At 60.3% G+C, this 20,259-nt stretch carries 17 protein-coding genes and 1 tRNA gene; 10 read left to right on the forward strand and 8 right to left on the reverse strand.

All coding sequences use genetic code 11. From position 1 onward, the window contains the following. The first annotated feature begins 158 nt into the window (after positions 1-158). From M0D68_RS05405 to M0D68_RS05425, 5 genes are all read left to right on the forward strand, one after another. Complete coding sequence (locus M0D68_RS05405) at positions 159-605, forward strand: GatB/YqeY domain-containing protein (protein ID WP_054034833.1); 447 nt, start codon at positions 159-161, stop codon at positions 603-605. 78 nt (positions 606-683) lie between these two features. Beyond that, a complete protein-coding gene (gene dnaG, locus M0D68_RS05410) occupies positions 684-2,555 on the forward strand; it encodes a DNA primase (RefSeq protein ID WP_093635003.1) in 1,872 nt (623 codons plus the stop codon). Positions 2,556-2,648: 93 nt separating this feature from the next. Beyond that, positions 2,649-5,039 (forward strand): RNA polymerase sigma factor RpoD, encoded by a 2,391-nt coding sequence (rpoD, locus tag M0D68_RS05415; protein ID WP_093635004.1) that lies wholly within the window; start codon positions 2,649-2,651, stop codon positions 5,037-5,039. A 152-nt stretch (positions 5,040-5,191) separates the two neighbouring features. Continuing rightward, positions 5,192-5,279: transfer RNA gene (locus M0D68_RS05420), tRNA-Ile, on the forward strand. A 975-nt stretch (positions 5,280-6,254) separates the two neighbouring features. After that, positions 6,255-7,397 (forward strand): porin, encoded by a 1,143-nt coding sequence (locus tag M0D68_RS05425; protein WP_093635005.1) that lies wholly within the window; start codon positions 6,255-6,257, stop codon positions 7,395-7,397. Between the two features lie 146 nt (positions 7,398-7,543). On the opposite strand, the gene M0D68_RS05430 is transcribed toward M0D68_RS05425, so the two are convergent. Next, positions 7,544-8,626: a porin gene (locus tag M0D68_RS05430; protein WP_200650931.1), complete on the reverse strand. Its 1,083-nt coding sequence runs from the start codon at positions 8,624-8,626 to the stop codon at positions 7,544-7,546. Positions 8,627-8,955: 329 nt separating this feature from the next. Here M0D68_RS05430 and M0D68_RS05435 point away from each other — a divergent pair, with 329 nt between their 5' ends. After that, positions 8,956-9,309: a transposase gene (locus M0D68_RS05435; protein WP_093635006.1), complete on the forward strand. Its 354-nt coding sequence runs from the start codon at positions 8,956-8,958 to the stop codon at positions 9,307-9,309. 122 nt (positions 9,310-9,431) lie between these two features. Here the strand turns inward: M0D68_RS05435 and M0D68_RS05440 are convergent, their stop codons facing one another. Together M0D68_RS05440 and M0D68_RS05445 are read right to left on the reverse strand one after the other, a co-directional pair. Continuing rightward, on the reverse strand, positions 9,432-10,991 hold the full coding sequence (locus M0D68_RS05440) for a methyl-accepting chemotaxis protein (protein WP_093635007.1): 1,560 nt from the start codon (positions 10,989-10,991) through the stop codon (positions 9,432-9,434). Positions 10,992-11,238: 247 nt separating this feature from the next. After that, complete coding sequence (locus tag M0D68_RS05445) at positions 11,239-11,985, reverse strand: Crp/Fnr family transcriptional regulator (protein WP_093635008.1); 747 nt, start codon at positions 11,983-11,985, stop codon at positions 11,239-11,241. Between the two features lie 158 nt (positions 11,986-12,143). On the opposite strand from M0D68_RS05445, the gene M0D68_RS05450 reads away from it, so the two are divergent. After that, positions 12,144-13,775, forward strand: a complete 1,632-nt coding sequence (locus M0D68_RS05450; protein ID WP_093635009.1) for an acyl-CoA synthetase — start codon at positions 12,144-12,146, stop codon at positions 13,773-13,775. A gap of 93 nt (positions 13,776-13,868) precedes the next feature. On the opposite strand, the gene M0D68_RS05455 is transcribed toward M0D68_RS05450, so the two are convergent. The 3 genes from M0D68_RS05455 to M0D68_RS05465 form a co-directional block, all read right to left on the reverse strand. Then, positions 13,869-14,093 carry a hypothetical protein gene (locus tag M0D68_RS05455; RefSeq protein WP_093635010.1) on the reverse strand — a complete coding sequence of 75 codons (225 nt, stop codon included), beginning with the start codon at positions 14,091-14,093 and terminating at the stop codon, positions 13,869-13,871. Positions 14,094-14,378: 285 nt separating this feature from the next. Further along, a complete protein-coding gene (locus tag M0D68_RS05460; RefSeq protein ID WP_007178877.1) occupies positions 14,379-14,582 on the reverse strand; it encodes a cold-shock protein in 204 nt (67 codons plus the stop codon). A gap of 293 nt (positions 14,583-14,875) precedes the next feature. Continuing rightward, a complete protein-coding gene (locus M0D68_RS05465) occupies positions 14,876-15,511 on the reverse strand; it encodes a LysE family translocator (RefSeq protein WP_093635011.1) in 636 nt (211 codons plus the stop codon). Between the two features lie 460 nt (positions 15,512-15,971). On the opposite strand from M0D68_RS05465, the gene M0D68_RS05470 reads away from it, so the two are divergent. Next, positions 15,972-16,235 (forward strand): H-NS family nucleoid-associated regulatory protein, encoded by a 264-nt coding sequence (locus tag M0D68_RS05470; RefSeq protein WP_093635012.1) that lies wholly within the window; start codon positions 15,972-15,974, stop codon positions 16,233-16,235. A 192-nt stretch (positions 16,236-16,427) separates the two neighbouring features. On the opposite strand, the gene pcaG is transcribed toward M0D68_RS05470, so the two are convergent. Together pcaG and pcaH are read right to left on the reverse strand one after the other, a co-directional pair. Next, positions 16,428-17,015 carry a protocatechuate 3,4-dioxygenase subunit alpha gene (gene pcaG, locus M0D68_RS05475; protein ID WP_200650888.1) on the reverse strand — a complete coding sequence of 196 codons (588 nt, stop codon included), beginning with the start codon at positions 17,013-17,015 and terminating at the stop codon, positions 16,428-16,430. Positions 17,016-17,018: 3 nt separating this feature from the next. Continuing rightward, positions 17,019-17,723, reverse strand: a complete 705-nt coding sequence (pcaH, locus tag M0D68_RS05480; protein ID WP_200650887.1) for a protocatechuate 3,4-dioxygenase subunit beta — start codon at positions 17,721-17,723, stop codon at positions 17,019-17,021. Between the two features lie 107 nt (positions 17,724-17,830). Here pcaH and pcaQ point away from each other — a divergent pair, with 107 nt between their 5' ends. Continuing rightward, on the forward strand, positions 17,831-18,829 hold the full coding sequence (gene pcaQ, locus M0D68_RS05485) for a pca operon transcription factor PcaQ (protein ID WP_093635015.1): 999 nt from the start codon (positions 17,831-17,833) through the stop codon (positions 18,827-18,829). A 274-nt stretch (positions 18,830-19,103) separates the two neighbouring features. After that, entirely contained in the window at positions 19,104-20,237 is a 1,134-nt protein-coding gene (locus M0D68_RS05490) for a 4-hydroxyphenylpyruvate dioxygenase family protein (RefSeq protein ID WP_211699753.1), read from the forward strand. Positions 20,238-20,259 lie beyond the last annotated feature (22 nt).

Here is a 20,259-nt window from a genome sequence, read left to right on the forward strand (position 1 = left end):
GGGCCAGCCGGCAGGGTCGCATCCACTACGCAAAATTGCGCCAACCCGCTTGAGGAAGCAGTCCCAAGCGGGCGTTTGTGTTGGATGCAGCGTACTGGTACGGCGCATGGGTGCCGTAAGCGGCCGGTTTTTAAATTTTCAACGCATTCAGGTGAGTGATGAGCCTCAAGGACCAGATCAACGACGACATGAAAGCGGCCATGCGGGCGCGTGAGACCGAGCGTCTCGGCACGATCCGCCTGCTGCTTGCCGCGGTCAAGCAACGCGAAGTCGACGAACGCGTCGTCCTTGACGACGCGGCGATCACCGCCGTCATCGACAAGATGATCAAGCAGCGCAAAGACTCGATCAGCCAGTTCGAAGCCGCTGGCCGCACGGATCTGGCCGACAAGGAAAAGGCCGAACTGGCCATCCTGTCCGCCTATATGCCGGCGCAGATGTCCGAAGCGGAGATCGTTGCAGAAGTTCAGGCCGCGGTTGCGCAAACCGGCGCTGCCGGCCCGCAGGACATGGGCAAGGTGATGGGCGTGCTCAAGCCGAAGTTGGCCGGCCGCGCCGACATGACCGCTGTCTCGGCGCAAGTCAAAGCCGCGCTCGCGAAGTAATCCCTGTATTTCCGGTCTGGGCGCGCCGTTGTTCGACGGCGTGCGCAGCCTTGAGCTTTTTAGGTAGCGTCATTCACTGTGATTCCACCGTCATTCCTGCAGGACCTGCTCAACCGCGTCGATATCGTCGACGTGGTCGGCCGGTATGTGCAGTTGAAAAAGGGCGGCGCGAACTTCATGGGGCTGTGCCCGTTTCACAACGAGAAGAGCCCTTCGTTTACGGTTAGTCCGACTAAGCAGTTCTATCACTGCTTCGGTTGCGGCGCGCACGGTACGGCCATCGGCTTCCTGATGGAGCATGTCGGCTCCACGTTTCCAGAGGCGGTCAACGAGCTCGCGCAATCGGTCGGGTTGACCGTGCCGAACGAACCTTCGCCGGGATATGGCGGCGGTGGAGGCTCCGGCGGGTATTCGCCGGGTGCGTCCAAGGCGGTGACCACGGCGCTGTCCGATGTCATGCAGACTGCCTGCGATTTCTACCGCAAGCAGCTGCGCGGCGCGCCGGTCGCGATCCAGTACCTGAAGAAACGCGGCCTGACCGGCGAGATCGCCGCCCGTTTCGGCCTCGGCTATGCACCGGACGGCTGGCAGAACCTCGAACCCGCATTCCCCAATTATCGGGACGATTCGCTGGTCGAATCGGGTCTTGTGATCGTCAGCGAAAAGTCGGACGCGCAAGGCCAGAACCGCCGCTACGACCGCTTTCGCGAGCGGATCATGTTCCCGATACGCAATGTGAAAGGGCAGGTGATCGGCTTCGGTGGACGCGTGCTGGACGGCGGCGAACCCAAGTATTTGAATTCGCCGGAAACGCCTCTATTTAACAAAGGCAGCGAGCTGTACGGGCTGTTTGAGGCCCGTTTGGCGATTCGCGAACAGCATTACGTGCTGGTGGTCGAAGGCTATATGGACGTGGTCGCGCTGGCCCAATTGGGGTTCCAGAACGCGGTCGCCACGCTTGGCACGGCCTGCACGCCGATTCATGTGCAGAAACTGATGCGCCAGACCGATACGGTCATCTTCAGCTTCGACGGCGATTCGGCGGGGCGCCGCGCCGCGCGCCGGGCGCTGGACGCCTGCCTGCCGCACGCGGCGGACAACCGGACCATCCGGTTCCTGTTTTTGCCGTCCGAGCACGATCCGGACAGCTACGTGCGTGAATTCGGCACGGAAGCGTTCGCTGAGCAGGTCGAGCGCGCCATGCCGCTGTCGCAGTTCATGCTAAATGAGGTGCTGACCGGCAAGGAGCTGGACCAGCCGGAAGGCCGCGCCCGCGCGCTGTTCGACGCGAAGCCGCTGCTGCAGCAGCTGCCGGCCAATGCGTTGCGCGCGCAGATCATGCATATGTTTGCCGACCGGCTCGACGTGCCGTTCGAGGAAGTCGCCGCTTTATGCGAAGTCGACGCCCGGATCGCGGCGGCCGCCCGATCGGCGCCAGCCCGCAAGGATCGGCGCAGTGTGACCGGGATCGAAGAAAAAACGCTGCGCAATCTGGTGATGTATCCGCGGACGGTGGCGGTGCTCGACGAGGAAGCCGAACAGGCGCTTCTGAGCGTCACGCGGCACGGCGAACTGTTCGAAGAAGTGACGACGCATGCGCGTGCGCTGGGCGATTCGGCGGAGTTTCAGTTGCTGTCCGACCTATTGCGAAACGGCGCAAATGCCCCAACTTTCGAGGAAATCTTTCGCAAAATTCTAGACTATGATGAAAACGTCCGGGATTTGCTGCTGAAGGACCCGGAGGATGCGACCGTCATCGAGGAACGGCGCGAGCAGGAACGGATCGTCGGAGAGGAACTGAAAGCGGCGATTCTGAAGATGCGATACGACGCTTACTGCGATCGCCTCGAGCAGCTTTCGCGGCAATCCCGGCACACGCCGGAGGAGTTTGCGGAGCTGACGGGCCTGAATCAGAAGCGGGCTGAGATGAAGCGGCAGCTCGGGCTGTAAGCGGGATGGCAGAAAGCTGAGTGCTATAATAAAAGGTTTCTAGCGGTTTGTTTTTTCAATGGTTTTCCTAGCAAAGGCGAAAAGGCGATTGCGATGGCAAAGACACCAGGCGGAAAAAAAGCAACGGGCACAGGTTCGAATGAGCCGACCAGAAAGGTCACCGAGGCCAAGTTAGCTTCTTCCCCCAGAAAAACGTCTGCCGCAAGCGTCACACCTGCTGCCGGGAAGAAACCCTCGACCACTTCCGCTGCGCGAGCGGAGCCGGTCAGGGCGGCGAAAGCTGTACCACCACCGGCCGCAAAACGGCCGGGTGTCAGAAGCGCAAGGGAAGCGCCTGCCGCGCAGGACGATGCGGTAGAGCGTGAGACTCCAGTATCCACGGTTCAACCGGCTGTTGTCCAACAGCCGCGAGTCGAGACTACAGCCGGTACGACGAACTCCATGACGAAAAAGCTTAACGAAACACCCGTCGACGACGACGCAACCCAAAGCGAAGAAACCCCTGCGGCCGTTCCCGGCAAGGTGGAAAAGGTCAAGGCTCGCGATCGTCGTGCAAAGGAAAAAGCGCTGCTGAAGGACGCGTTCGCGTCGTCGCAGCCTGGCACCGTCGAGGAACTCGAAGAGCGCCGCGCCAAACTGCGCGCGTTGATCAAGCTCGGCAAGGAGCGCGGCTTCCTCACGTACGCGGAAATCAACGACCACCTCCCGGACAACTTCACCGAGACCGAGGCGATCGAAGGCATCATCAGCACGTTCAACGACATGGGCGTGGCTGTGTACGAGCAGGCGCCGGATGCTGAAACGCTGCTGTTGAACGACAACGCACCCGCTGCTTCGTCAGACGACGAAGTGGAAGAGGAAGCGGAAGTCGCGCTCTCCACCGTCGACTCCGAATTCGGCCGCACCACCGACCCGGTCCGCATGTACATGCGTGAAATGGGTACGGTCGAACTGCTGACGCGCGAAGGCGAAATCGAAATCGCGAAGCGGATCGAAGACGGCCTCAAGCACATGGTGATGGCGATCTCCGCGTGCCCGACCACGATCGCCGACATTCTGGCAATGGCCGAGCGCGTCGCGAACGAGGAAATCCGTATCGACGAACTGGTCGACGGCCTGATCGACGCCAACGCGGAAGATGCAGACGGCTTCTCGGCGCAGGAAGCAGAAGCGATCGAAAGCGAAGACGAGGAAGTCGAGGAAGAGGAATCGGACGACGAGGAAGAAGACGACGGCGCGGCGCAAGCCACGGCCAACGCTGCGCAGATGGAAGCGCTCAAGCGTGCGTCCCTCGAGAAGTTCGCCATGATCAGCGAATGGTTCGACAAGATGCGTCGTGCGTTCGAGAAGGAAGGCTACAAGTCCAAGTCGTATCTGAAGGCGCAGGAAACGATCCAGAACGAGCTGATGACGATCCGCTTTACCGCGCGTACCGTCGAGCGTCTGTGCGACACGTTGCGTGCGCAAGTGGACGAAGTGCGTCAGGTCGAGCGTCAGATTCTGCATACGGTGGTCGACAAGTGCGGCATGCCGCGTGCGGAATTCATCGCGCGTTTCCCGGGCAGCGAAACGGATCTGGAATGGGCCGACAAGATCGTCGGTGAAGGTCACGCGTATAGCGCGATCCTCACGCGTAACATTCCGGCCATTCGCGAACAGCAGCAGCGTTTGCTGGACTTGCAGGCGCGCGTTGTGCTGCCGCTGAAGGACCTGAAGGAAACCAACCGCCAGATGGCGGCCGGCGAACTGAAAGCGCGTCAGGCAAAGCGTGAAATGACCGAGGCGAACTTGCGTCTCGTGATCTCGATCGCGAAGAAGTACACGAACCGTGGCCTGCAGTTCCTGGACTTGATCCAGGAAGGCAACATCGGCTTGATGAAGGCGGTGGACAAGTTCGAATATCGTCGCGGCTACAAGTTCTCCACGTATGCAACGTGGTGGATCCGTCAGGCCATTACGCGTTCGATCGCTGACCAGGCGCGTACGATCCGGATTCCGGTTCACATGATCGAAACGATCAACAAGATGAACCGCATCTCGCGTCAGATCTTGCAGGAAACCGGTCTCGAGCCGGATCCGGCAACGCTGGCCGAGAAGATGGAAATGCCGGAAGACAAAATCCGCAAGATCATGAAGATCGCGAAGGAGCCGATCTCGATGGAAACGCCGATCGGTGACGACGACGATTCGCATCTGGGCGACTTTATCGAAGATACGAACACGGTCGCGCCGGCCGACGCTGCACTGCATGCCAGCATGCGCGATGTCGTGAAGGACGTGCTCGACTCGCTGACGCCGCGCGAAGCGAAGGTGCTGCGCATGCGTTTCGGTATCGAGATGAGCACCGATCACACGCTCGAAGAAGTCGGCAAGCAGTTCGACGTGACGCGTGAACGGATCCGTCAGATCGAGGCAAAGGCGCTGCGCAAACTGCGTCACCCGAGCCGTTCGGACAAGCTGAAGTCGTTCCTCGAAGGGAATTGATCGAAGCAGACGTTCGTTGGAAATGATGTAGCTGTTTGAAGGGGTCTTCGGGCTGTTTCGCTTAGGCGAAGCGGTTGCGAAGGCCCCTTTTTCGTGTAGTATGTCGGCCAATCAACGAATTGGCCCGGCCTTCATGACCGGGTCTTTTTCTTGGGCCGGACGCCGTGCTGGTTGCAGGCAGCGGACTCATAATCCGCCTCCGAAAGGACACCGTCGGTTCGACTCCGACCCGGCCCACCATAGATGTAAAGAAGGGTTCCGAGTTTTCGGAACCCTTTTTGTTTTGTGGTGAGAATCCAATATCAGATGCGGCAATATGCCGCTTATTAATCTCCGCATGTTCCCGCGCAATATCACGCTTCTCTTCGTCGAGATGAGATCGGCGAACCTGGCGCAAGCGTGCTCCGACTCTTAACGCCTAATGATCCACGGCAGACCATATGGAGGACCGGCAACCGGCGCCAAGGAAGTAAGGGAAACTCCGTGTAAAAAAAGTGCACGGCTGTGCCGTTAAGTGAATACGGAAGGCTGTTCGATGTATGCCGTCCGCTTTCAGCACGGGTTCTTGTCACGCGGCGGCCGGCGCCGCAGTTCACCTCCGGGCAACGCCCGTGCTGAAGGCTTCCACCTCGTCTGACTCCGCCTGACTTCACTTCACCAAGCCGTTCGGCAATTCACGGTCCGCGTTAATCACAGCTAATGCAGATATCCGTTTCTCGGAATATTCGACGCTTAAATCGACGACTGCATTAATTAAATTAAGTTCCCGCTTTTCCGAAATAAATTTACTTCGTGTCGAATTAGGCCTATCGCAATTGCCTGATTGTCGAGCAATCAGATGTCTCTCACTTTTCAAACGTTCCGACCCGATTACGTCACGCATATTAAATGCTGTTGCATTCACACAACTTTAATATTGAGATGTTGCGGATAACTTTTGTCCAGAGCAGGCGTACATTCATCCACATTTTGCGATAAGCGTATGAAAGATAAAGACTTAATGCCTATCTTGATTTGATTGTTGCGGATTCTGAAAAATCCTGTTGCGTAAATTGCGGGCGTTGCTACTAGGGTCTCCACCTACACTCACGCTTCGTTTCAAGGGTGCCCAGCTGATCCGAAACGGTTCGGCGAACAGGGCGGCAGCGAATGATGCATGCGCTGCTGAGGCAGGTCCCGCTCCCCGCGTAAATTTATCGAACTGGAGTCCCACGCATGAAAAAGAGTCTCATCGTTGTTGCGGTTGCCGCATCGTTCGCATCCGTCGCTCACGCACAAAGCAGCGTGACCCTGTATGGTCTGCTGGACGCAGGCTTGACGTACACCAGCAACGTCAACCACAACGCAAAGTGGGCAGCAGGTAGCGGCGGCATCAACCAAAGCATGTTCGGTCTGCGCGGTTCGGAAGACCTGGGCGGCGGTCTGAAGGCAATCTTCACGTTGGAAAGCGGCTTCAACATCAACAACGGCAAGTTCGCTAACAACAACGGCATGTTCAACCGTCAAGCGTTTGTCGGTCTGTCGAGCGCGCAATTCGGTACGGTCACGCTGGGTCGTCAATACGACGCAGCACAAGACTACCTGGCACCGCTGACCGCAACGGGCAGCTGGGGCGGTACGTACTTCGCTCACCCGTTCAACAACGACAACCTGAGCACGAACGGCGGCTACGCAGTCAACAACTCGATCAAGTACTCGAGCGCTAACTACGCAGGCTTCACGTTCGGCGGCACGTACGGCTTCTCGAACCAGGCTGGCGCATTCGCAAACAACCGCGAATACAGCGTTGGTGCTGCATACCAGTGGCAAGGCCTGCACCTGGGCGCTGCTTACGCACAACAGAACAACCCGGCTGCAAACGCAACCGGCGCTTCGGACGGCGTGCTGGCTAACACCGCAGGCACCATCACGGGCAACTTCCGCCAACGTGAGTTCGGCGCAGCTGCTTCGTACTCGTTCGGCCCGGCTACCGTCGGTGCTGCATTCACGCAGTCGCGTATCGACAACCTGGTTGGCGCAGCAGTTGGCCAACGTCAAGGTCGTTCGAACAACTACGAAGTCAACGGCAAGTACAACCTGACGCCGGCAATGGCTCTGGGTGTTGCTTACACGTTCACCGACGCACGTGGCTACGGCGCCAATGCTGACGGCAACGACATGAAGACCCGTTACCACCAGATCGGCCTGCAAGCTGACTACTCGCTGTCGCGTCGTACGGACGTCTACGCTCAAGCCGTGTACCAGCACGCAATGGGTGACGGCGGTGTAGCTTCGATCTACAGCGGCGACAACACGCAACTGCCGTCGTCGTCGAAGAACCAGACGGCTGCTACGGTCGGTCTGCGTCACCGCTTCTAAGCTTCAGCAGAAGAAGCTTGTTGTTGCAGAAAAGGTGCCGTTCGCGGCACCTTTTTTTATGGGCGCGCCAGTTTGTTGGTTGGCACCCGGCGTGAATGCCGGATGCCGTGGTGCGCCTGGCTGAATCTTGCCGTACCGTGCGGTACTTAGAAAATCGTACGCAGACCCAGTGCAACGCCGGTCTGATTGTTCTTGCCCGGCAACTCGACCGAGGCTGCCCCCGACACCTTGTCGAAATCGACCGTACCGTACACCTCGGTGCGCTTCGACAACGCGTACTCGGCGAGCGCCACGAACGTATAGCGATTGCCGCTGCCCAGTTGGCCGTTGCCGATTGCCGCATTGGACATGTGGTCGTAATACGCAGCGCCAGTCAGCATGAGAGTGCGTGTGGCCTGCCACGTCACGCCGGCAAACGGGCCGTTGTCGACGCGCCCCGAACCCTTCAGGATATCGACGCCCGGCACGAGCGTTTGCTGCGCCAGAGCGCTATCCACGAAGCCTGTGTCGTCCTTCGAATGCAGATAGCCGACGTACACCTTCGCTGAGTTGAACGCATAGACCGCGTTTGCGTTGAAGATGGTCTGCTTGTGATTGCTGTTGTCGCTGTTCTGTTGCACGCCGGCCGCGACGCTGAGCGGCCCAGCCACGTACGACAGCGTGAAACCGTACATATTGCCCGCGCCGAGATGACCCGGCACTTGTCCCGAGAACCCGCCGACGCCCGTCGATTCCGAGTTGGTGCCGAACGAGTACATCGCAGCCACGGTCAGGCCTTTGTACGTGCCGGTGTATTTAACGGCGTTGTCCGCGTAAAGTCCGGCGCCGAGCGCGCCCGGCAGCCATGAATTCTCCGCGTAGTTGCCGACCGTGAGCGGATCGTAGGTGTCGCCCAGCAGATCGAACAACGGCGTCTTCTGACGGCCGAACGTTACCGTGCCGTACTGGCTGCTCAGGCCGACATAGGCGTTGCGATTGAAGAGCCGCTGGCTGTCCGAGGCCGAGCCGTCCTGCAGGTTGATACCGCTTTCCAGATCGAAGATCGCCTTCAGACCGCCGCCCAGATCCTCCGAGCCACGCAGGCCCCAGCGGCTGTTGGTGATCGCGCCGTTGGTCATGTAGAGGCGCCCGTCGTTCTTCGCATTGGAGTTCGTCAGATAGCGCACGCTTACGTCGGCGACGCCATACAGCGTGATCGAACTCTGCGCAGAGGCCTGCTCGGACGTCATGACGAGGGCTGCACCGCTCACGAGTGCGGCGGTCTTGAGGAGTCTTACTTGTCTCACTGGAATTCCTGTGTCTGGTTATGGATTTTTCATTCACGGCCGCGACGCGCAGGCTCGCTACGCGCCGGGCGCGCCGATGATAGACCACCACCTCCACCGCGCCATTAATCCATTGGCGCAATAACGTATTGCGATTTCTAACAATTATGCACACGACTCTGACAATAGTTGACTTTCGCGGCAGCGCGCTTGCGGTAGTCTGAAACGATTGAGTTATAGACATTTTTCGCGGCGACGCTAGCACGTGTGCTGCAGGTGCGCGTTCTTACTGCATGGATACTCCCGCTTCAAACCCTCTGGCTCGTTCGCCGGCCATTCAGGATCTCACCGACGAGCAATGGCATCTCATCGTGCCGCTCCTGCCTGAAATGAAGGACCACGGACCTCGGCGTGGCCGTCCCAGCATCGACATCCGTTGCGTGGTGAACAGTGTGCTGTGGGTGCTGCACACTGGCAAGCCGTGGCACGCCATGCCCGACCGCTATGCGCCTTATCAGACCGCGCATCGCTACTATTTGCGCTGGAAGAATTCAGGGGTGCTGGCCAATATCGCCTTTGCGTTGTTCGATACCGATGCCATGCTGACACGGCCTGTCACTCGCAAGGGCTACCCGCGCACTGCGTAGCAGGATCAGGACCGTTTCGGTATAACAAGCAGAAAGGCCGTCATCCGGTTACCGGATGACGGCCTTTTCAATCGCATGCTTTAGTCTGCTGCATAAAGGTGCTGCATCAAGGCACCGCTCAATCACGCATGCTCTTCGACCTTGAACACCGCAACCGCATTTCGCAGACGTTCGGTCTGCTCATCGAGTGAACCGGCTGCGGCTGCTGCCTGTTCGACCAGCGCGGCATTGCGTTGCGTCACATCGTCCATCTGACGGATCGCGAGATTGACTTCGCCGATGCCTGAACTCTGTTCTTTCGAGGCTGCCGAGATCTCGTTCATGATCGCCGTCACGCGACGCACGGCGTCGACCACCTCGCTGATCGTGCTGCCGGCTTTGCCTGCCAGCGTCGAGCCTTCGCCGACCTGCGCGACGGACTGATGGATCAGCACCTTGATCTCTTTGGCCGCCGTCGCACTGCGCTGCGCGAGATTGCGCACTTCGCCCGCGACGACCGCGAAGCCGCGGCCTTCCTCGCCGGCGCGCGCCGCTTCTACTGCGGCGTTCAGCGCGAGGATATTGGTCTGGAAGGCGATGCCTTCGATCACGCTGATGATCTCGCCGATCTTGCGCGAGCTATCGGTGATGCCGGCCATTTTTTCGACCACGTCGTTGACGACATCGCCGCCACGCGCGGCAATGTTCGACGCATCCGCTGCGAGTTCTGACGCGGTCGCGGCATTGTCGGCGTTCTGGGTGACGGTCTTGGTGAGCTCGTCCATGCTGGCGGCGGTCTGCTGCAACGATGCGGCTTGTTCTTCGGTACGGCTCGACAGATCCAGGTTGCCCGCGGCAATCTCTTTCGAGGCGATCGTGATCGTTTCGGCGGACGTCTTGATCCGCGCGACGGTCGCAGCCAGTTGATTGCGCATCTCGCGCAGGGAGAACAACAGGCTCGACGTGTCGTCGCGACGCAGGTCGATGTGAGTGGCGAGATCGCCGCGCGCGATCTGCATGGCAATCGCCGCTGCCGCGGAAGGCTCTCCGCCGATCGACCGCGATACGTTGCGCACGACCCGCGAAGCCACGAACGACACCACCACACCCAGCAGCACCAGCATGCCGGCCGAGCGCGCGAGGGTCGCGTAGAGCTGCGCCTGGATGTCATCCATATAGGCGCCGGCGATAAAGTCCCAGTTCCATGGGCCGAAGCGCTTCACATAGCCGATCTTTTCGCTCGGTACCGTCTCGCCGGGTTTCGGCCACCAGTAGCGCAGATAGCCTGCGCCGCTCGCCGAGCCGCCTGCCTGCGCGATGTCGTGATACAGCGCATTGCCTTTGGCGTCGCGGAAGCTGCTCATGTCCTTGCCGTTCAGCTTCGGACTCATCGGATGAGCGACCATCACCGAATCGCTGCGCACGATCGTCACGTAGCCCGATGCGCCGTAACGCTGCGCAGTGATGCGGGCGATGGCCTGCTGTTTGGCCTCATCGACCGGGAGCTTGCCCGCGTCGGCCTGCTTCGCGTAGTCCGCGACGATCGACACCGCCATGTCGGTGACGTCGGCCAGGTCCGCGCGCCGTGCGTCCATTTGAGCGTTTCGTGCATCGAACGCATTCACAACGGTCACGATCAGGAGGGCTGCCCAGCACAGCAGTATCGGCACCCACAATTTCTGTTTTAGTGTCAGACGGTTCATTATCGGTTTCGACAATACGTTGAACTCGGAATAGGGACGGGCTGCAATCTGCGTTGCATAGCCGGCATAACGGCTGTTGCTGTGGATTCTTTATTCCGGCGTCCGAAATTGCTGGCTGAAACGTGTGCGTCCGGCCTGATGCGGCCGATGAAATACAGGGAACGTTGAGGAAAATCGGGGAAAGTGGCGTCAAGCCCGTAGAAAACCGCGGGAAACTGCAGCGGGTAACTGGGCGCCCGTACTAACCCTAGATCTGCTCCTGACCAAACGCCGACAGGCGTTCGAGGTCTAGCACGTCGATCTGGTTGTAGGAGAGGCGCAAAATCTGCAGCCTTTCGAGATTTTGCAGTGCCTGGTTGATCCGTTGCCGCGACACGCCTGCCAGCAGGCCGACTTCTTCCTGCGAAATGGCCAGCGTGCGCCCGGTGTCGGGGTATAGGTCGGGATTGAACAGTTGCGCGAGCGACTGGGCGACGCGCGCGTCGACATCCAGCAGACGGCTGTTCTGGATCGACGCAATGAATTCGCCCATGCGGTTGTTCAACTGCCGGATCACGAAGCCGGTGAACGGCAAGCTCGATTCGAGCAGCGCATGGAACGTCTCTGATGGCACGAACATTACGAGCGAAGGCTGAATGGCGGCCACGTCGTATTTGCGCAATTCGCGCTTGATCACGCTGCCTTCGCCGAACCAGCCGCCGGGCGGCACGCCGGAGAGCGTGCAACTGCGTCCCGAGGCGTTGTAGATGGCGAGTTTGATGAGGCCGGAATGGACGCCGATCCAGTAGTCCGACGGTTCCTGGCGGCGCGCGATCCATGCGCCCCCTTCCAGCCGCTCCGCGTGCGCGCTGGCAAGGACCATGGCCTGGTGCTCGGCGGCGAGCGCCCTGAACCACGCGCAGGTGCCGAATAGCCGCGGCAGATCGGCGCGCGGGACCCGTTCAGGCCGGTGCGGGCGGGAGTCTGCGACGGCGGTAAACGGTGCGTCATCCATAAGCAGCAAGCGGTGCGTAGGCGGGTGAAGTTGGTTGAATGGAGCCAGGGCGCGCCACTCTGTCATTTGAATGACAGACAGTTCACCATGACAATTGCTAGGCTAGCTCACCAATCAGAAAAATCGACGGCGCGGCCAGCGCCTCAGGAGACAAAGCGATGATGCACATGTTCGAAGAAGGCCTCCAGCGGCGCGAGGCCAATTATGTCCCACTAACGCCCATCGATTTCATCGTACGCGCAGCGGAAGTCTACGGTGAGCGGCTGGCGGTCGTTCATGGGGAGATTCGCCGCAACTGGCGCGAAACCTACGAGCGCGCGCGGCGTCTGGCCAGCGCGTTGCGGCAGGCCGGCATCGAGCGCGGCGACACGGTTGCCGCTTTGCTGCCGAATATTCCTCCGATGATAGAAGCGCATTTCGGCGTGCCGATGGCCGGCGCCGTGCTCAATACATTGAACACGCGGCTCGACGTGTCGTCGCTGCTGTTCATGTTGCGCCATGGCGAGGCGAAGGCCTTGATCGTCGATACGGAGTACAGCGAATTGGCGCACCGCGCCGCGCTGGAATTCCCCGAGTTGCGCGTGATCAGCGTGGCCGACGCGATGCCCGCCGACGCCAGCAAGTTCATCCGCGCAACCGACTACGAAGCATTCCTGCAAACCGGCGACCCCGAGTTCGCCTGGACCCTGCCCGCCGACGAGTGGGACGCCATCGCGTTGAACTACACCTCGGGCACGACCGGTGATCCTAAAGGCGTGGTCTACCACCATCGCGGCGCGTATCTGAATGCGCTTAGCAATATCCTCGAATGGGATATGCCCAAGCATGCGGTTTACCTGTGGACCTTGCCGCTCTTTCACTGCAACGGCTGGTGTTTCCCATGGACCGTTGCCGCGCGTGCCGGCGTCAACGTCTGTCTACGCAAATTCGACGCGAAGACGGTATTCGAACTGATTCGCCGTGAAGGCATCACGCACTATTGCGGCGCGCCGATCGTGCAAAGCGCGCTTGCGAATGCGCCCGTCGAATGGCGTGAGGGCATCACGCATCGCGTGTCGACGATGGTGGCGGGCGCGGCGCCCGCGCCGGCGGTGATCGCGAAGATGAAGGAGATCGGCTTCGATCTGACGCACGTGTACGGACTCACTGAGACCTACGGTCCGGCGGCGGTCTGCGCAAAACAGGAAGAATGGGACTCGCTCGACGACAACGCGCGCGCCGAAATGAACGCGCGGCAAGGCGTGCGTTATCACTTGCAGGCAGCCGTAACGGTAGTCGATCCGGACACGCTCGAGCCCGTGCCTGACGACGGCGAAACGCTCGGCGAGATCATGTTCCGCGGCAATATCTGCATGAAGGGGTATCTGAAGAACGAGCGCGCCACGGAAGCGACCTTCCGCGGCGGCTGGTTCCATACCGGGGACCTCGGCGTGCGGATGCCTGACGGCTACATCCGTATCCGCGATCGCAGCAAGGACATCATCATTTCGGGCGGCGAGAACATCTCGAGCATCGAGGTCGAAGACACGCTGTACCGTCACCCTGCGGTGTCGGTTGCCGCCGTGGTGGCGATGGCCGATCCGAAGTGGGGCGAGGTACCCTGCGCCTTCGTCGAGCTCAAGGAGGGCGCTCAGGTGAGCGCAGAAGAGATCATCGCGCACTGCCGGCTGTTTCTTGCGGGATACAAGTTGCCAAAAGCGGTGCGCTTCGGCGAATTGCCGAAGACGTCGACGGGAAAAATTCAGAAGTTCGAACTGCGCGCGCGGATCAAGGCGGAGCAAACCGAATAGACCGCGCGCGATGGTCTGGCGCACCTAATGGCGCGCTATGGGCGCTGAGCGATGCAAGCGCGGGGTTCCGCGCGCATCAGTTTCGACAAGCGCTTAGCCGCGCGTGTCGACCCAACGTCGTGCCCAGCGTGCCGAGTGCTGCAGTGCCTGTTCTTCGTTCGGGAAGTAATCGAGCGAATAGAACTGGTAGCGCCCTTCGGTACGCGCGCTGTTAGCGCGTTCGAGCAACAGGTTGGATGAGAAACTACCGTCGGGCAAACGATGTGCCGAGGGTTTGACGGCATAGCCGTTGTAATGATGAATATGTTTGTTTTGCATTTTATATTTTAATAATGTTCGAGTGCGCGCCTGCCGTGCGAGCCGTTATACGGGTCACGCGGACGAGCCGATTCAAGCCATTGCGAGCCGAATCCAAACGCAGTCGGAAAGCTAAAAAGGGCGTTAAAGCCAGAGGGGAGAATGAGGTGCAACGAGGCGTTTGGCGCTTAGGCTAGCTGAACAATATATGCAGCTAAAAGCGATCGCGCCAACTGTGGGAGACAAAGCTCCGCGAGGATGTCGCTGCAGCCCGATGTCCGTTGCCGGACACCGAGCCCTTCAAACTTACATCGGCTTGATGTTAGCCGCTTGCAGACCCTTCGGGCCTTGCTTCGTTTCGAAGCTCACCTTCTGATTTTCAGCCAGCGTCTTGAAGCCGTCGCCGCTGATTTCGGAGAAGTGCGCGAACAGGTCGTCGCCGCCCTTGTCCGGGGTGATGAAGCCAAAGCCTTTGCTGTCGTTGAACCACTTAACGGTACCGGTATCCATGAAGAATCCTTGAGTAAAAAATAGAAAAATTTGCTCGGTTGAGGAGCGCTTGAAGGGTCAAGGAGGGAGAGGACAACGAATACCGCTGAGGAGCGAGACATTGATGAACAGCAATCGAACTTCTTGAACTTCGGGTGCCACAGTAACCGCCGGGCATGCCAGCGTCAACACTTATCTTGTAACTGTTTTGTTATGGGCCGTGCTCGCATACGCTCGACAGGCGCCGATGCGGCCCTCGTTACGGGCCTGCCGCGTTGCGCGACACGACAAGCCACTCGAGCGGAATTTCTGCTTCAGATGCCCACTTTATGCGCGGTCAGGATCAGGCGTAATCCAAGCGCGGCAACTGCGCTTGCGGCAACGCGATCGATCCAGGCCTTCCACTGCAGATAGATTTCACGCGGACGTTTGCTCGAAAAGCACAACGCGACCACGGTGTACCAGCCGGCTTCAATGGCGAAGATCGCTGGGGGCAATGCAAAGTAGCACCACAGCGGCGGATGTTGCGGAAGCAGGGCCGCGAAGATACTGCCGTAGTAGACCGCTGTTTTCGGATTGCTGAGTTGTGTGCTCAAACCGATCCAGAAGGATTTGCGCACGTTGGTAGCGGCGGCTTGCGCAGCATCGAACGCGAGCGGTTTGGCCGCACCGCGCCAGATCTTCGACGCGAGGTAGATCAGATAAAGACCGCCGGCCACTTTCAAGCCGACGTACAGCCATTCCACTGTCGCCAGCAAGGTGTACAGGCCGAGCAAGGCGATACCGCTAAAGAACACGCCGCCGATGCCCATGCCGGCCGCTGTCGCGAGGCCGTCGCCGCGCGAGAGTCCGATTGCATTGCGTGCAACGATAACGAAGCTCGGTCCTGGACTCATGGCGCCGAGCAGCAGTGCGGCCAGGATCGTGACGATGGCGGTCGAAGCGGGCATTTTTGCGTGTCTCCTACAGGCGGTGATGCGGTCAGTGAAACATAGCATGGGAAGGCGCGGTTTTGTTTTTGGCCAGAGCCAACAGACCCATTAAAGCACCAATAAGAATCGAAAAAGCCGCTAAAGAATGCCAACCGAATGACCACGTAAGCTCGCCATCGAATGCCGGCAATCAGTTGCTGCAAGCAGCGGAAATTGGATGCTAGAATGCCCTCCCATACGCTAAAGCAGCCTTGGAACACCAAGGCCGATCGGGCGCGATTCGAGCCGTTTGCCGACGAATTCCCCTAAATCCAGGATTTATTGGGCATGACCCTGATGCGAGTTCCCACGCATCGGGAGAGGCATCGCAAGTTCGATTTGCACTCAACCCATCTGATTTACGCATAGGCTTCGCGTTTTTTTGCGAAGCTTTTTGTTTTTCAAACGCGCGCACTATCAGCCGCGAAACCGGTACGTTATGAAAGAGCGAGAAGAACAACGGCTGTTCGACCTCGACGGGAATGCGCGTGAGCGCCTGATCGTGTGGATCCGCCGACGTATGGACGAATACGGCATTACGATTGAAGCGCTTGCTGAAGCAATCGAAGCCGACAAAGCCGCAGTCCGCGCCGTGATGTATCGCGATGCCTACGGAAATACGTGGGACGGTCATGGCGAAAAGCCGGATTGGCTGGCGCGCGCAATCTACGCTGGGCAGAACATCGACCATTTCCGCTGTTGAGCGGAGCCGCGGTTTTTTCTGCCAGTCGTTTTCCTGCGTGGCTGCGCGATATCGCGTTCGGCCAATTGATTCGGCATCCAAAAAAAAGCCCGCGCGGGGCGGGCCTAACCTACTCGGAGTTTCGCGATCCAGTCGCTAGACGGATCATCTCCAGTGTATGTGAAAGCTTTATGAAAGTATAGAAAATCCGCGTCACAGGTCGAAAAACACGGTTTCCTTGTCGCCCTGCATATAGATGTCGAACCGGTACACATTGGCCGTGTTCGGCTCGCGGCGCGCGATCAGCGTGTCACGCCGGTCCGCTGGAACCGCTGCCAGCACGGCATCCCGTTCGTTAGCCTCGGCTTCGTCCTCGAAATAGATGCGCGTGAAGGTGTGCAGCAGCATGCCGCGCATCGTCACAATCACATTCAGATGCGGCGCTTCGTCCGGGTTTGCGCGGCCGGGTTTGACCGTTTCAACGACAAAGCGTTGGAGCGGATCGGTGCCCGTACCGACGCGGGCGAAGCCGCGAAAACCGGTCTTCAGGATTTCCTCGCGTGATTCCGGGTAGTGGCCGTGCGCGTCTACCTGCGACACTTCCAGCATCGCATCGCCGATCACCTTGCCGTCGCCGTCGAACACCTGCCCGACGATCGTGATGTGCTCGCCGGCCGCTTCGCGGTCGGCCAGAACTGGCGTAAACAGGCTCTTGAAGGCGAAGTCGTATTGCTGCGGGCACAGACCGTAGGCGAAGTACGGTCCAACCGTTTGCGAAGGCGTTTGCTTGAGGGTCGTCATGGCTTAGCGCTCCATCGGGGTTTCGTTGCGGCCGCGCAGCACGATGTCGAAGTCGTAGCCGAGCGCATAGGCCTCCTGCGTCGTATCGAGCGAGAAGCCTGCAATCATGCGGTCGCGTGCGTGCTCGGGCGTGCCCTGGAAAATCGGGTCGAAGGCCAGCAGCGGGTCGCCCGGGAAATACATCTGCGTGACGAGGCGCGAGCCGAAATGGTCGCCGAACAGCGAGAAGTGAATATGATTCGGACGCCACGCGTTCGGATGATTGCCCCAAGGGTAAGCGCCCGGTTTGATCGTCAGAAAGCGATAGCGGCCTTCGTTGTCGGTGATACAGCGGCCTGCGCCGAGGAAGTTCGGGTCGAGCGGCGCGTCGTGCTGATCGTTCTTGTGCACATAGCGGCCGGCAGCATTGGCTTGCCAGATTTCAACCAGCGTATTGCGCACCGGGCGGCCGCCCTCGTCGAGCACACGGCCGGTCACGATGATCCGCTCGCCGAGCGGCTCGCCGTTGCGCACCGCATTGCGCGTCAGATCGTGATCGAGCGCGCCGAGGTCTTCGGTGCCGTAAACCGGTACACGTTGGTCGCGCAGTTTTTCCTTCAGAGGAATCAGCGGACGCGTCGGGCCGCGTTTGACCGAAGAACCGTAGCCGGGATAGACGTAGGCGGGGTGGGACGCGAAGTCGCGCGCGGTGAGAAAGGAATCGTCCATCAGTGTCTCCTTCGAGAATTGTGGGATACGGCTTTATGGAGCGACTTTATCTAACCTGAGAGGTTATGCAAAATGACGTTTTCGCCCATTTCGTATAACCTGCCGTTATGCAACGCAGCCTCGCGGACAGCCGCGTCAAATTCCGTCATCTCCAGTGCTTTCTGGCCGTCGCCCAGTTCGGCGGCGTGCAGCGGGCCGCCGAAAGCTTGTCCATTACTCAGCCCGCAGTCTCCAAGACGGTTGCCGAACTGGAGGCGATTCTCGGCGTGAAGCTCTTCGAGCGCGGCCGCCACGGCGCCGTGCCGACCCGCGAGGGGCAGCTCTTCATGCCGCATGCGAGCGCCTGCGTCAGTGCGTTGCGACAGGGTGTGGACCTGCTGGCGCGCGCGGAAGGCGCGGCGGCCGCCACGCTCGAAATCGGCATTCTGCCGACCGTCGCGGCTGCGCTGGTGCCGCCGGTGCTGAAGCGCTTCGCCGCGCTTTGGCCGCGCGTGATCGTGCGCCTTGCCACAGGCGCCAACCCCGAATTGCTCGAGCGTTTGAAGGCCGGCGCGATCGAATTCGCGATCGGGCGTCTGGCGGACCCGGAACGGATGGTCGGGCTCAGTTTCGAACAGCTTTTCAGCGAACCGTTGATTGCCGTAGTCCGCGCCGGGCATCCGTTGGCGCTGGGGGCCGGCTTGCCGGCCACGTCGCTGGAGGAATTTCCGGTGGTGCTGCCGCCGTTCGGCACGCTGATCCGGCAATCGGCTGAGAGCCTGTTGAGCGCGTGGGGCGTGCCGCCGTTGTCGGGGTTTGTCGAAGTGCTGTCGGTATCGACGGGGCGTGCGTTGACGCTGGAGAATGACGCGGTGTGGTTCGTGCCGCTGAGCGCCGTCGAATATGAACTGGGGCACGGCATGTTGGTGCGTTTGCCCTTGCAGTTCGCGGGCACCGGCGAACCTGTGGGGCTGATCCGGCGTTCGGACACGCAGCCGTCACCGGTGGGACGGGCGTTTATCGATGCCGTGCGCGAGGTTGCCCAGCTGCGCATGACGGCCGCCGCCGGCAAGCCTGCGGTCAAACGTGCGTCCAGGCGCAGCCGCGGCGGCATGTCCAGGACCTAAGGCACGCCGCCAGGCGGCACGGGAGATGCGGGAGACGCAATAGACGCCCGCCGCGGCCCGATTCTCCCCGCGTGAACCATCCAGTACAAAATAAAGTTTGCGAACGCCCCGTCACCCGGTGTACAAACACGATGCAAAAGCCGTCTCGGGCCGCATTGCCGCGGCACACCACGCATGCGGTGTCACACTGCAGGTGAAAGACGGCGCGCACCGAACAGCAGAAACATCACGAACACGCGCAACAGCGTAAGAAAGCCTGCACAAGGAGATTGCCATGCCCAGCGACTTGCCCACTCCAGACGCCGCGCTGCGCGCCGTGTCGGCGCCTGAGCACAATCCGCTCGGCACCGCCGGCCTCGAATTCGTGGAGTTCGCCTCGCGCGAGCCGAAGGCGCTCGGCGAGACTTTCACGAAACTCGGCTTCAAGGCAATTGCGCGCCATATCAGCAAGGACGTCACGCTGTATCGCCAGGGCGAGATGCATTTCCTGATCAACGCCGAGCCGGATTCGTTTGCCGAGCGCTACGCCGAGGAATACGGCGCCGGCATCTGCGCGATCGGCATTCGCGTGGCCAACGCGCAGCGCGCCTTCGACCGCGCGATCGAACTCGGTGCATGGGCGTTCGAAGGCGAACGCCTCGGTGCGGGCGAGTTGCTGATTCCGGCGATCCAGGGCATTGGCGATTCGCACATCTATTTCGTCGACCGGTGGCGCGGCCGTGGCGGCCAGCGCGGCGGCCTCGGCGACATCTCGATCTTTGACATCGACTTCCGTCCGATCGAGATCGATACCGCGCACGCCGATCTGAGTCACGCGGGCACCGGTCTCGTCGCGGTCGATCATCTGACGCAAACAGTCGGTGAGGGCCGGATGCAGGAGTGGCTCGACTTCTATCGCGACCTGCTCAACTTCCGCGAGATTCACGAGCTGCACGCGAACTGGCATGTGTCGGCGGAGTCGCGCGTGATGGTGTCGCCATGCGGCGCGATCCGCGTGCCTTTGTATGAAGAAGGCACGCGCCGCACGAATCTGATGCACGACTATCTGCCGGATCATCCGGGCGAAGGCGTGCAGCACATCGCGCTTGCCACCGACGACATCTTCGCGTGCGTCGAGCAACTCCTCGCGAACGGCGTCGAATTCGTCGAGCCCCCGCCGCGCTATTACGAGCAACTCGATGTCCGTTTGCCGGGTCATGGGCTCGATGTCGAGCGGCTCAAGCGCACGCACGTTCTGGTGGACGGCGAGATTGGGGCCGACGGCGTGCCGCTGCTGTTCTTTCAGACCTTTGTGCGGCGCGGTGCCGGCGAGATCTTCTTTGAGATCGTGCAACGGCAGGGTCACCACGGCTTCGGCGAAGGCAATCTGAGCGCGTTGGCGCAGGCACGCGAGCAAGCCGGCGCTTAACGCTTTACGTTTGCCGCCTGCC

The sequence above is a fragment of the Paraburkholderia sp. SEWSISQ10-3 4 genome (assembly GCF_030464785.1).
GTDB classification, from domain to species: domain Bacteria; phylum Pseudomonadota; class Gammaproteobacteria; order Burkholderiales; family Burkholderiaceae; genus Paraburkholderia; species Paraburkholderia aspalathi.

Coding starts and splice junctions, on each gene's coding strand:
- M0D68_RS05405 (WP_054034833.1), top strand. CDS start 159: ATGAGCCTCAAGGACCAGATCAACGACGACATGAAAGCGGCCATGCGG.
- rpoD (WP_093635004.1), top strand. CDS start 2,649: ATGGCAAAGACACCAGGCGGAAAAAAAGCAACGGGCACAGGTTCGAAT.
- M0D68_RS05425 (WP_093635005.1), top strand. CDS start 6,255: ATGAAAAAGAGTCTCATCGTTGTTGCGGTTGCCGCATCGTTCGCATCC.
- M0D68_RS05430 (WP_200650931.1), bottom strand. CDS start 8,626: ATGACGTCCGAGCAGGCCTCTGCGCAGAGTTCGATCACGCTGTATGGC.
- M0D68_RS05435 (WP_093635006.1), top strand. CDS start 8,956: ATGGATACTCCCGCTTCAAACCCTCTGGCTCGTTCGCCGGCCATTCAG.
- M0D68_RS05440 (WP_093635007.1), bottom strand. CDS start 10,991: ATGAACCGTCTGACACTAAAACAGAAATTGTGGGTGCCGATACTGCTG.
- M0D68_RS05445 (WP_093635008.1), bottom strand. CDS start 11,985: ATGGATGACGCACCGTTTACCGCCGTCGCAGACTCCCGCCCGCACCGG.
- M0D68_RS05450 (WP_093635009.1), top strand. CDS start 12,144: ATGATGCACATGTTCGAAGAAGGCCTCCAGCGGCGCGAGGCCAATTAT.
- M0D68_RS05455 (WP_093635010.1), bottom strand. CDS start 14,093: ATGCAAAACAAACATATTCATCATTACAACGGCTATGCCGTCAAACCC.
- M0D68_RS05460 (WP_007178877.1), bottom strand. CDS start 14,582: ATGGATACCGGTACCGTTAAGTGGTTCAACGACAGCAAAGGCTTTGGC.
- M0D68_RS05465 (WP_093635011.1), bottom strand. CDS start 15,511: ATGCCCGCTTCGACCGCCATCGTCACGATCCTGGCCGCACTGCTGCTC.
- M0D68_RS05470 (WP_093635012.1), top strand. CDS start 15,972: ATGAAAGAGCGAGAAGAACAACGGCTGTTCGACCTCGACGGGAATGCG.
- pcaG (WP_200650888.1), bottom strand. CDS start 17,015: ATGACGACCCTCAAGCAAACGCCTTCGCAAACGGTTGGACCGTACTTC.
- pcaH (WP_200650887.1), bottom strand. CDS start 17,723: ATGGACGATTCCTTTCTCACCGCGCGCGACTTCGCGTCCCACCCCGCC.
- pcaQ (WP_093635015.1), top strand. CDS start 17,831: ATGCAACGCAGCCTCGCGGACAGCCGCGTCAAATTCCGTCATCTCCAG.
- M0D68_RS05490 (WP_211699753.1), top strand. CDS start 19,104: ATGCCCAGCGACTTGCCCACTCCAGACGCCGCGCTGCGCGCCGTGTCG.